This window comes from Mucilaginibacter kameinonensis (assembly GCF_003675385.1).
Taxonomy (GTDB): Bacteria; Bacteroidota; Bacteroidia; order Sphingobacteriales; family Sphingobacteriaceae; genus Mucilaginibacter; species Mucilaginibacter kameinonensis.
In genome coordinates this window covers 1,109,927-1,121,441 of record NZ_RCWZ01000004.1, presented here as the reverse complement: position 1 = coordinate 1,121,441, position 11,515 = coordinate 1,109,927, and the positions used below count along the sequence as shown (strand labels likewise).

The window sequence follows — 11,515 nt, the reverse complement described above, 5'->3', positions numbered from 1 at the left end:
GCCCCGTTTCGATTTTTCGAAACGGGGCTTTTGTTTTTGTCAGAACTCGAATTTTTTGAATTAAATGAATGGGTAGAATGCAAAACAAATTCTCTTAATTCGTTTAATTCGAGTTCAGACTCATTTCTTCTCCACCACCGGCTCATAATCAACCGGCAGCATTTCGGCAACGCGGCGTATGCCCCAATCACCTTCGTATACAATTGAATGGGGATTGGCTACTATGCCGTTGTTGTCAAAAAAAGCATGTGGCTCATCGAAGGAAATAATGGTTGTAGCGTTGTTAGGCATATTGAACGCCTGGATATTACTGGCGGATGGGTCCTGACCTTTTTTAGTATACATCACATACAGGCAATCGGTAAAGCCTATGGCAAATAGGCCTTCCTGGTCTGTTGTATAGAAAAAATCGGGCCTGTCTAAAGGCTTGTTGACAAGACTTTGCTGGTATTTATTATTTGGTCCGCCATGATAATTGGGATTAGGTTTACGGATCAGGCGCATGACAACAAAATTTTCTTTGCTGAGGCTATCCTTAATCGCTGCCCGGTAGAAATGCATGCTTGAACCCAGATAGGCTATTTGCCTTTGTTTGTGCCATCTGCGTTTCTGTTTTTCGCTGCCTTTAAGATCTTCAAAGTTGGAGATTCCCTCGTAATACAGCATGGCTTTAGCAGGATTATAATTAAAGTTAGTTAGCTTATACCTGATCCGGTAGCCTAAGGCTTTATTCTCGATCTCCAGAAAATCATGCGAAGATGCTTTTAACACATAAGTTACATCGTCGTAATCAAAATCAAGTACATCAGAATTCAGGATCTTGCATTGGGCTGTATTATCGGATGTTCCCAAAAATTGCTGCCTGAATATATTGTAGTATTTTTCACGGTTAGGATCTGGCCTGATCTTAACCTCATTAAGCTGAAAAGTTTTAGGAATAATGCTGATGGTACCCAGATCGATATTGGAGCTGCCCGCCTGAAGGCTGTAAGTATAGGTTTCGTAGCCTACTATGGATATGATAAAATCATATTTGCCTGGCTTTACATTACTTAGCGTGAATGTACCATCCTCGGCTGTTTTATTGCCCACCTGGGCATTATTTAAAAATACGCTGGCATTAGGTACCGGTTTGGTATCTGTCATGTTAATCACTTTCCCGGTAATTTTTACCTGGGCCAAGCAGCAAGCAGGTAATAATATCAACAAAAGCAACAGGGATTTACGCATAGCTAAAATTAAACTAAAATGTTAGTTTATCAATGCGTGTCGCAAAAAAGGGCTGAAATAATATTTGAAATAAAATAATTTAAAAAACGTTTAAACCTTTGAACAATTTTTTGTTCATACAGTTATAATAACTAACGCAATACTTTATGAAAAAAATCTTGACTTTAATTTGCTGCACTATTGTACTTGCCGCAACATCGTGTAAAAAGGAGTATGTAACCACAAGCCCAAGCGCAACTACCATTTTTGATACCACGCCAAATTTTGTGCTTGACAATACTTCCGATCCTAATAGCGTTCATGGCTATACTACAACTTTAGCCGTGCCTGAAATCACAGATTATTACAATAATCACGGTGCTGTTTTAGTGTATTTGGATGAAGATGGAGCTTATGAGCAATTACCTGATGTATATGGAGGAATTAGCTATCGGTTTGTATACGCTAAAGGAACACTATATATAGATGCTCAAAACGCTGATGGAAGTATTCCTACCGGCTCAGGCATCCCTGGCCCGTTAAAACTTAAAATAGTTTTGGTACCGTAAGGCACTCTGAACAGATAAAAAAGGAGCTTTTGCATTTGCAAAAGCTCCTTTTTCATTTAGTAACAATATGGTATTACTTAGCCATTTGATCAATAACCGCCTGGGTTACGCCGGTGAATGAGAAGCCACCATCGTGATACAGGTTTTGCATAGTCACCATTTTAGTCAAATCGCTAAACAGGGTTACGCAGTAATCGGCACACTGATCGGCATCAGCATTACCAAGCGGGCTCATTTTTTCGGCAAATTCAATAAAGCCGTCAAAGCCTTTAACGCCTGAACCTGCAGTAGTGCGGGTTGGCGACTGAGAAATAGTGTTAACACGTACTTTTTTAGCCATGCCATATTCATAACCAAAGTTACGGGCAATGCTTTCTAATACCGCTTTGTTATCGGCCATGTCATTGTAGCCTGGGAAATAACGCTGAGCAGCGATGTAGCTTAATGCTAATACAGATCCCCATTCGTTAATGGCGTCATGTTTCATAGCAGCCTGCAAAATGCGGTGAAGACTTAATGCAGATATATCGAAACCTTTGTGGGTAAATTCGTAGTTGTTTTCAAAGTATGGAATGTTTTTGCGTACGTTAACGCTCATGCCTATCGAGTGCAGGATGAAGTCAACCTTGCCGCCAAAATGTTCCATGGTTTTGGTGAACAGGTTATTGATATCATCACCATTGGTAACATCGGCACCAATAACAGGCGCGTTGCATTCTTCGGCCAGTTTATTGAGTTCACCCATGCGTAAAGCAATAGGGGCATTTGATAATACAATTTCAGCACCTTCCTGTACAGCGCGTTGTGCCACTTTCCAGGCTATTGATTGCTCATTTAGCGCACCGAAAATGATGCCTTTTTTACCTTTTAATAAATTATAAGCCATTTGTTAAGTTTTTATAATTGAAGCAAAGTTATAATTATTTATCAGTTAGTTTAAATTCAACCGAAACAGTTTGTGTCATCAATATAGGCCTGCCATTGTCAATGCCAGGAATCCATCCACCTAAACGTTTTATAGCATTTATAAGCTCTTCCTCACAACCATAGCCTATGCCTTGCAGTACTTTAAAATTGATCGGTGTACCATCTCTTTCAATTTGAAAACCTATTGTAACTGTACCCTCAATGTTCTTGTCAACGGCTTTTGAGGGATATTGTATTTGTCGTTTTATTTGCTCAGCAAAATGTTTGTTTCCATCCTTAAACCTTGGTATCATATGTATCTCGAAATTATCGATATTAGCTTGTCGGCTATAATTTAAATCGAATGATGGCGTAATTCTTTTGTGCTTGCGTGTAGCATTTACTTTGATAGGGGCATCAGCGGTTATATCTACAGGAGTTGCAGAGGCGAGATAAATGACCATGTATCTGCTGCCTTTATTATAAATGGGCACAAGGTTATACAATACATTTTTTTCGAAGGTTAAGGTGTCATTAAATTTGATCCCGTTTAACTGAAAATAACCTGTAGTGTCTGTCGTAGCACCGATATTCCATGAAGGCGTATCCATCCATTTTTGTGTGGACTGCAATCTTATGTACTTGATGGGTTTGCCTGTTTGATCATAAACATATCCCCGTAGGTTGATGGTATCACGTTTTATAACTGTATCAGGCTTGTTTTTTTGTGCCGATAATTGGAGCGAAAACAAAAGTAGGATCGAAAACAAAAATGATCGCATACTGGTTTAGGTTGTATATGTTATTAAGCTATATGCTCAGCAATTCCCTCGCGTTCTGCAACGCGCTTTCACCGGGTTTGTCACCACTCAGCATCTTGGCAATTTCTAACACGCGTTCATCATTACTTAGCTGTTTAATACGGGTAAAGGTAGCTGCTTCGCTATCATCCTTATAAACAAAATAATGGCTTTGGCCTTTGCTGGCAATTTGCGGTAAGTGTGTGATGGTTATTACCTGCAGGTTTTGGGCTAAACGCTCCATAATCACCCCAACCTTGTTAGCCACCTCGCCAGATACACCGGTATCAATCTCGTCAAAAATAATGGTAGGAAGTGCTGTGTATTGTGCCACGATAGATTTAATGCTCAGCATCAACCTCGAAAGCTCACCGCCCGAAGCTACCTTGCTCATCTCCGCCAAAGCATGACCCTTATTAGCTGAAAATAAAAACTTAATGTTATCAATCCCGGTAGCCGTAAGCATGGCTTTAGAACTATCAGCACCCTCTTTAGGGGCTGACGTCGTATGCTGCTCAATCTTCAAACTCGAATTACCCATGCCCATCTCGGCCAATGTGGCCAATACCTGTTTTTCGATATCAGGAATAGCTTTTTGGCGATTAGCCGATAATTGCGCCGCTAATTTTTCCAGTTCGGCTTTATCGGCAGCGATTTGTTTTTGCAGCTTTTCGATGGCTTCGTCACCAAAGAGAGCTTGCTGTATCTTTTCTGATAATTCTTCCTGTATCTGCAATAGCTCGGCAATAGTACTTACCCTGTGCTTTTTTTGCAGATTGTAGATCATGCTCAGGCGATTGTTCACCTCTTCGGCACGTGCTTCATCAACAAAGGTATGCTGTTCAACGGCGTCTATTTCGGCAGCTACATCTTTGAGCTCGATAATGGTACTGCTGATGCGCTGGTGCAGTTCGGCAAGGGCCGGGTTGTATTTTTCTATCGAGCCTAAAGCCTGTCCCGCTTCTTTTAATTGAAGCAGTGCGGCCGCTTCACCATCCTGTAACAGGTAGTTGGCGTTTAACAAGGCTCGTTTTATTTCTTCGGCGTTATTGAGGGTGTTTAGCTCCTGCTCAAGGAGTTCCTGCTCATCGGCCACTAATGCGCCTTTTTCCAGCTCATCAAACTGAAATTGGAAATAATCCAGATCGGCTTTGGCCTTGTCATTTTCGACTATGAGCTGGTTGAGTTTGCTTAATGACTTTTTATATGCCTTGAATTTGGTTTGATAATCAAAAAGCAAATCTGAATGACGGGCAACCGAATCAACCACTAACAACTGAAAATCCGGATCATTAATCTCCAGCGTAGCGTGCTGCGAATGGATATCGATCAGTTTTTCGCCTATTTGTTTTGACACGGTAAGGTTTACCGGGGTATCATTCACAAAAGCACGGGATTTACCATCGGCCGAGATCTCGCGGCGAAGCACGGTTTCGCTCTCGTAATCCAGATCGTTATCCTCAAAAAAATCAGCCAAATGAAAGCCACTTATTTTAAAGGTACCCTCAATAACGCATTTTTTTTGCTGGTTGAAAAAATATTTGCTTTCGGCCCGCTGGCCTAAAATGAGCGACAGGGCACCCAATATGATCGACTTTCCGGCACCGGTTTCGCCGGTTAATATGTTCAGACCGCTATCAAAACCTATCTCCAGGTTGTCGATAAGCGCATAGTTATTAATGGTTAGCTTTTGAAGCATAAAAAAAGTGTCCTCATTTTATTGAGGACACTAAATTACAAATTAAGGCTCTTTAAAAAATATTTTTAATGCTTTTTGCTAATTTATTTAGTCAGCTGTATCGGGTTTTATATCCTCCAGCTTGTCATTATCAAACTTATAATCAAAGTCTTTATCCATTTTATCGCGATACAGTTTCATTTTTTGTTTAAAGGCCGGGCTTTTCATATACTCCTGCAATTTTTTGCTGGCTTCTTTAAGGCGTTCTTGTGCAGCTCTGATCTCCGGGCTATCCTGGAAACCACGCATTTGCCTGCCAATATTTTTCATGTCTTCCTGTAATTTTTTAATATCAGGATTATCATAAGCCAACCTCAGGCTATCGCCCATAGCCTGCATGCGGTTCCTTTTGGAAATAAACTCCGGCGAATCATAACGGTTGCGCATTTTCTGGCCCAGGGTTTTCAGTAGCTCTGTTTGTTCCTTTACTTCAGCAGGAATTTTGCTTTGCAGCTCGTCCTGATATTTTTTGTAGTTAGGATCTCTGTCGTCATTATAGCCGTTATAACCATGATCGTGCGGAATGCCGTATTTTTTCTCCAGGCCCTCGTTCATTTTTTTAAACTCGGCGCTGCTGTAATATTTACCGATCTTGTTACCAATTTCACCCATCTGCTCGCCAAGTTTTTTTGATTCGGATGTTTCGCCATATTCTTTCTGAAAATCCTGGCCCATTTTTTCCATTTCGAGCTTCATTTTCTCCATGCCATCGGAGTTATAATAGGCCTGCAATGCTTTACTTTTTGCTTCAAGCATTTCCTGTTGCTTTTTAAAAGTATTGCTGCTGTAGTATTTGCCAATCAGCTCGCCTTGTTTACTTACTTCGGCGCTTAATTTTTCAAGCTGGGCATCATTAAAGCCGCTGTAATCAAAATCCTCGTGACGTTGTTTGGCTTTAACAATTTCGGCCTGTGTTTTCTTTTTATAGGTTACAGCCTTTTTTGCTTTCACCTTATGGATGGTGTCATCAACAAATATGGCGTGTAAGGCAGCAGGGGTAGCAACTTTTTTAACAGTTAACTTACCATCTTTTATAGTGGGGTTTAGCCAGGCAATGCTGCTAACGCCGGCAGTCATTATAGCAATGGCCACAAGCAGGTGGCGGATATTGCCTATAGGTTTCTTCGTTTTCATGATGCGTTCAATTCTGTTTAATAAATGATATTTTTTGCCGTTAGCAGCCAGGGCCAGCTGTAAATGCTGTTGCCTGGTTTGCTCCAGTTTAAGAAGCGCATGCGCGTAGATTAAAGGTTGTTGCGTTGTTTGCACAACCAGATCATCGCAGCTGTTTTCACGCTCCTGGTTAATAATGCGGTTAATTAATTGGGCAAAGGGATTAAAGAATAACAGTATGGAAATAAATTGCTGCATCAGGTTCAGCAGGTAGTCGTTGCGTTTAATGTGCGAGAGCTCGTGCAATAAAATGGCTTCAACCTCGGTAGCCGATAAGTATGTAGTAAGGGTTATCGGCAACAAAATAATGGGGCTTAAAAAGCCAATCATGCAGGGGGCATCAACCATACGGCTAAAGTTTACCCACACATTTTTAGTAATACCCAGCTTTTGGCAAAGCTCATCGGCAAATTCCTGTAGCCTGTCGGCAGGCACCATGGTACGTTTTATCAGGCTGATCCTTTGCCAGCTTAAGCTCACTTTGAGCAGGTTAAATACCAAACCAACAAAATAAAGGGCCGATATATAAGGGAGATAACCTTTTATAACGTATTCGTAATAGTTGTTTTGTGGTCTGGCGGCTACTTCATGCAGCGGCAGGTAGAAACGTGGTAATAAAGATGGCGCATTGGCGGATGTATAATTAACCCACTCATGCAGCCTGAACTGATGGATAAACGTGTATATAAACCAGGCGCTGATGGTGAGCATGGCCCCCATGGCCCAATTGTGCTTTTTAATAGCCGATAATTGCGGCCTGCAAATAAACACTAACCTTAAGGCAAACCATACTAACAAACCCTGCCATACCGATTGCAGAATAGTTACGCCCAACACCTGGCTTATATTATAGAATAAATTTTCCATCACGTTTATTTTTTGTCCTGATCAAATTGATTCAAAAAATTTTTAATAGCGTCAATCTCGTCTTTTGATGCGCGGTGCTGGCCAAGCGCCTGAATCACCAAGTCGGAAGTAGAGCCTTTAAATACAGTAGACAAGATTTTATCCAGAGCGTTGCTTTGCGCCTGCTCCATTGTGAATAAAGCTTTGTATAAATGTGTTTTTGAAGTGGTGTCGCGCTCAACCATCCCTTTATCATGCATAATCTGCATGAGTTTTAAGGTGGTGGTGTAACCGGCATCCTTGTTTTTAGCAAGCTCCTCGTGAACTTCACGTACGGTGCACTGGCCCTTTTTCCAGATTACCTGTAAAATTTCAAGTTCGCTTTCTGTTGGTTTAATTTCCATCTGTCTCTCTTTATTACGAATTTCTTCGTACAAATATCTACGATGAATTTCGTATTTGCAAGAGGTTTGGAAAATATTTAACAAATTTTAACGGTTGGGGGAGAAGTGAGTGGTTGATTGGGTTGATTAGGTGAGTGGTTATTTTTTGTCTGAACTCGAATTAAACGAATTTTGAGAATTTGCTCAGTATTCTATTAATTCCTTAATTCTACAAATTCGAGTTCAGACAAAATTCCTAAATCCAAACAATCACCATCTTTTAATTACTTTTGCGCCAGGTAGATTCAGAAAATCAAAAATTCCGAAATCGAACCTCCGAAATCCGAAATAAAGAAACCATGCTGCAAATACAGGAAAACGTATCCCTCAAAAACTTTAACACCTTTGGTATTGATACCCGCGCCCGTTATTTTGTAGAAATAGCCCACGAAACCGAATTAGCAGAACTGTTTGCCGACCCGCAATGGCAGCAAACACAATTGCTGGTGCTTGGTGGCGGCAGTAACATGCTTATGGTTAATGATTTTGACGGATTGGTTGTACGGATGAATATCCGCGGTATTGAGCATCGCATTAGTCATAACGATGTTTATGTTGAAGCCGGCGGTGGCGAAGTATGGAACGACCTCGTGAACTACTGCGTTTCCCATGATTATGCCGGGGTCGAGAACCTGAGCCTGATCCCCGGTTCGGTAGGGGCGTCGCCTATACAAAATATAGGTGCTTATGGAGTAGAGCTTAAAGATGTGTTTCATAGCTGTCGCGCTTTTGAAATAGCCACTGGTACTTTCAGGGAGTTTAGTAAAGAGGATTGCAAGTTCGGTTACCGTGAAAGCGTTTTTAAAGCCGAGCTGAAAGGGCTATATATTATAGTATCTGTAAAATTTCATCTTTCACTTGTGCCCAGCATCAACACCCGGTATGGCGCCATTGAACAGGAGCTGCAAAATAGGGGGATCTCAAACCCTACTATAAAAGATGTATCGCAGGTGGTGGCACACATCCGGGTATCTAAGCTGCCCGATCCATCAACCATAGGTAATGCCGGAAGTTTCTTTAAAAATCCGGTGATCAGCGCCGAAGAATTTGCCTCGGTTCAGGCCAAATTTCCAGATGTGGTGAACTATCCTGCTGCAGATGGAGGTGTAAAACTGGCTGCCGGATGGCTCATTGAGCAGTGCGGATGGAAGGGAAAAACAGTTGGCCACACAGGAACATGGAAGAACCAGGCGCTTGTTTTAGTGAACCACGGAGGGGCCACAGGGCAGGAAGTGTATAGTTTTTCGTCGCAAATCATAGACAGTGTGTACACTAAATTTGGCGTTACACTACAACGTGAGGTTAATATTATTAGTTAAATAAGTTTATTTAAAGTGAATTCTTGTTTTAAATAAAATTTGTTCTAAATAACATTCCTGTTACAAATAATTGTCTTAATAAGCTTGTTTTTACTTGTATTATCATTTAAGTGCCTGTTTTTCAGTGATGTAATTGTTATTAATGTGTTAGATGTACACATTGATAGCTAATAGGTGCTGAAATTAAAATGTAGAGTTTTTACCACACATTTTGGGTTAGTGGCATCATGCTTGTCTAATTGTTAACACAAAACTTTAACAAAATGACAAAGATTGAGTTTAACACCCTTGTACTACGTCAGGCGACTTCTTTAAGATCATACGCTTTACACTTCACGCACGACGCAGACGATGCTAACGACCTTGTCCAGGATACAATGTTGAAGGCCATAACTTATTACAACAAGTTTAAGGAAGGCACCAATTTAAAAGGATGGTTATATACCATCATGAAAAATACGTTCATCAACAACTATCGCCGTTTTGTTAAAATGAGCACCTTCGTTACTAAAAGTGATGAAATTTCATCACCTAACCTGGTATTTAGTTCAACCAAAAACCAGGGCGAAGCCAAATTTGTAATGGATGATATTAAAAAAGCTTTAGACAGGCTGCCTGAAGATTATTATGTACCCTTCACCATGTATTTTGAAGGCCATAAATACCATGAAATTGCCGATCACCTGGATATTCCTATCGGCACAGTAAAAACCCGTATTCACGTAGCACGTAAACTGCTTAAGAAAAATCTTAAAGCATATGATAACGGAATCGCCAAACCCGTTTACGCAGAGAATTAATATTCAATTAAACTCCATCATATATTATAGAAAACCCGCCCAATGAGGCGGGTTTTTGTTTGTAAAGAGGAGTGGTATAAAAAAATGTCATTGCGAGGCACGAAGCAATCGCATGCTATACAGGGCGGCCATGCTTCCGTGCGATTGCCGCGCTGCGCTCGCAATGACATGGTTTTATGCTTTTTAAAACAATAGTCGCTAATCCACTAATATTTTCATTGCTTCCCCAGCCACTACCTGCCCCGAAATAATCGCCGGCGGCACGCCCGGACCCGGTACCGTAAGTTGCCCGGTATATAGTAAATTGTTAATGTGTTTTGCCCGCATGGCTGGTTTAAAAAAAGCCGTTTGCGCAAGTGTATTGGCCAAACCGTAAGCGTTGCCCTTAAATGAGTGATAATCGCTCTTAAAATCATTAAGCGCGTAACTCCGTTTCACTACTATTGAGCTGCGGATGTCCTGCCCGAGAATATGGGCAAACCTGTCCATCATCAGGTTAAAGTATTTTGCGCGCGTGCTTTCGTCGTCATTTAATCCCGGAGCAATAGGCATCAGGAAAAATAGGTTTTCGCCGCCTTCGGGAGCTACTGTGTTATCTGTTTTTGAACTGCAGCATACGTAGAACAATGGGTTAGTTGGCCATTGCGGTGACGTGTAAATTTCTTTAGCATGCAGTTCAAAATCTTCATCAAAAAATAAATTATGATGCTGTATGCCGGGTACTTTTTTATTGGTGCCGATATAAAAAAGCAGGCTGGAAGGCGACATAGTTCGGCTGTTCCAGTATTTAGGCGTGTAATTGCGATGGGGGTCATCAAGCAGATGCTGGTCAACATGCTCATAATCGGCTCCGGCAATTACCATATCGGCGTTAAATACGCCTTTGTTGGTTTGTATGGTGTCAACCCGTTTATCTTTTACGTTGATCTTTGTAACCTCTGTGTTTAGTTCAATTTCAACACCAAGTTCGGTAGCCAGGCTTACCATCGCTTTTACTATTTCGTTCATACCACCCATGGGGTACCATGTTCCAAGCGACAGGTCGGCATAATTCATCATGCTGTACATGGCAGGTGTGTTTTGCGGGGTAGCACCTAAAAACAACACCGGGAACTCCAGAAGCTTAACCAGTTTGGGATTTTTAAAATACTTGCGCACATGACTGCTCATGCTGGTCAACAACTGAATGCTGAAGCTTTTTTTGATGAGGTTAAAGTCGATAAATTCGGTAATAGAGTGGGAGGGGCGGAAAACATATTCGCCCATGCCTACTTTATATTTATACTTTGCCTGGTTCAAAAATTGGCGTAAAGCGGTGCTGCTGCCAGGCTCTATTTGTTCAAATAAAGCTTCAAGCTCGGTCATGGATGCCGGTACATCAAGTATCTCATTTTGACCGTAATAAACGCGATAGCCGGGATCAAGTCTTTTGAGCTGATAATAGTCGGTAGTTTTTTTACCAAACAGCGCGAAGAAGTTTTCAAACACATCGGGCATCCAGTACCAGCTTGGCCCCATATCAAACCTAAAGCCGTTCTGTCCCCAAACCCGGGCACGACCGCCGGGCTGATCATTCTTTTCCAATATGGTAACCTTATAACCTTCTTTAGCTAAAACACAGGCTGCTGATAACCCTGCAAAGCCCGATCCAATAACAATAATATGCTTGCTGCTGCTCATGTTTAATGTGAAGCCCAAGGTAAGCAAATTGT

General features: G+C 41.3%; 10 protein-coding genes. 3 read left to right on the top strand and 7 right to left on the bottom strand.

Annotated features, from left to right (window positions below):
- Nucleotides 1–120 precede the first annotated feature (120 nt).
- Entirely contained in the window at nt 121–1,230 is a 1,110-nt protein-coding gene (locus EAH55_RS22955; protein ID WP_121811693.1) for a carboxypeptidase-like regulatory domain-containing protein, read from the bottom strand.
- A gap of 146 nt (nt 1,231–1,376) precedes the next feature.
- Between EAH55_RS22955 and EAH55_RS22950 the strand changes: the two genes are divergently transcribed.
- Nucleotides 1,377–1,778 (top strand): hypothetical protein, encoded by a 402-nt coding sequence (locus EAH55_RS22950; RefSeq protein ID WP_114939147.1) that lies wholly within the window; start codon nt 1,377–1,379, stop codon nt 1,776–1,778.
- A gap of 73 nt (nt 1,779–1,851) precedes the next feature.
- Here EAH55_RS22950 and EAH55_RS22945 read toward each other — a convergent pair whose 3' ends face one another.
- The 5 genes from EAH55_RS22945 to EAH55_RS22925 form a co-directional block, all read right to left on the bottom strand.
- Nucleotides 1,852–2,664 carry an enoyl-ACP reductase FabI gene (locus EAH55_RS22945; RefSeq protein ID WP_114939146.1) on the bottom strand — a complete coding sequence of 271 codons (813 nt, stop codon included), beginning with the start codon at nt 2,662–2,664 and terminating at the stop codon, nt 1,852–1,854.
- A 34-nt stretch (nt 2,665–2,698) separates the two neighbouring features.
- Complete coding sequence (locus tag EAH55_RS22940; RefSeq protein WP_121811692.1) at nt 2,699–3,466, bottom strand: energy transducer TonB; 768 nt, start codon at nt 3,464–3,466, stop codon at nt 2,699–2,701.
- A gap of 28 nt (nt 3,467–3,494) precedes the next feature.
- Nucleotides 3,495–5,183 (bottom strand): DNA repair protein RecN, encoded by a 1,689-nt coding sequence (gene recN / locus EAH55_RS22935; RefSeq protein WP_121811691.1) that lies wholly within the window; start codon nt 5,181–5,183, stop codon nt 3,495–3,497.
- Between the two features lie 87 nt (nt 5,184–5,270).
- Nucleotides 5,271–7,262, bottom strand: a complete 1,992-nt coding sequence (locus EAH55_RS22930) for a M56 family metallopeptidase (RefSeq protein WP_121811690.1) — start codon at nt 7,260–7,262, stop codon at nt 5,271–5,273.
- 5 nt (nt 7,263–7,267) lie between these two features.
- Nucleotides 7,268–7,678 carry a BlaI/MecI/CopY family transcriptional regulator gene (locus EAH55_RS22925; protein WP_244228312.1) on the bottom strand — a complete coding sequence of 137 codons (411 nt, stop codon included), beginning with the start codon at nt 7,676–7,678 and terminating at the stop codon, nt 7,268–7,270.
- Nucleotides 7,679–7,965: 287 nt separating this feature from the next.
- Between EAH55_RS22925 and murB the strand changes: the two genes are divergently transcribed.
- Together murB and EAH55_RS22915 are read left to right on the top strand one after the other, a co-directional pair.
- Complete coding sequence (gene murB, locus EAH55_RS22920; RefSeq protein ID WP_262707310.1) at nt 7,966–9,003, top strand: UDP-N-acetylmuramate dehydrogenase; 1,038 nt, start codon at nt 7,966–7,968, stop codon at nt 9,001–9,003.
- 263 nt (nt 9,004–9,266) lie between these two features.
- The gene (locus EAH55_RS22915) at nt 9,267–9,803 is read left to right on the top strand and encodes an RNA polymerase sigma factor (protein ID WP_090528721.1); all 537 of its coding nucleotides are present in this window, start codon (nt 9,267–9,269) and stop codon (nt 9,801–9,803) included.
- Nucleotides 9,804–10,001: 198 nt separating this feature from the next.
- Here EAH55_RS22915 and EAH55_RS22910 read toward each other — a convergent pair whose 3' ends face one another.
- A complete protein-coding gene (locus tag EAH55_RS22910; RefSeq protein ID WP_121811689.1) occupies nt 10,002–11,483 on the bottom strand; it encodes a phytoene desaturase family protein in 1,482 nt (493 codons plus the stop codon).
- Nucleotides 11,484–11,515 lie beyond the last annotated feature (32 nt).

What these genes read in the sequence shown, in the direction of transcription:
- EAH55_RS22955 (WP_121811693.1), bottom strand. Translation starts at nt 1,230, where the DNA reads ATGCGTAAATCCCTGTTGCTTTTGTTGATATTATTACCTGCTTGCTGC.
- EAH55_RS22950 (WP_114939147.1), top strand. Translation starts at nt 1,377, where the DNA reads ATGAAAAAAATCTTGACTTTAATTTGCTGCACTATTGTACTTGCCGCA.
- EAH55_RS22945 (WP_114939146.1), bottom strand. Translation starts at nt 2,664, where the DNA reads ATGGCTTATAATTTATTAAAAGGTAAAAAAGGCATCATTTTCGGTGCG.
- EAH55_RS22940 (WP_121811692.1), bottom strand. Translation starts at nt 3,466, where the DNA reads ATGCGATCATTTTTGTTTTCGATCCTACTTTTGTTTTCGCTCCAATTA.
- recN (WP_121811691.1), bottom strand. Translation starts at nt 5,183, where the DNA reads ATGCTTCAAAAGCTAACCATTAATAACTATGCGCTTATCGACAACCTG.
- EAH55_RS22930 (WP_121811690.1), bottom strand. Translation starts at nt 7,262, where the DNA reads ATGGAAAATTTATTCTATAATATAAGCCAGGTGTTGGGCGTAACTATT.
- EAH55_RS22915 (WP_090528721.1), top strand. Translation starts at nt 9,267, where the DNA reads ATGACAAAGATTGAGTTTAACACCCTTGTACTACGTCAGGCGACTTCT.
- EAH55_RS22910 (WP_121811689.1), bottom strand. Translation starts at nt 11,483, where the DNA reads ATGAGCAGCAGCAAGCATATTATTGTTATTGGATCGGGCTTTGCAGGG.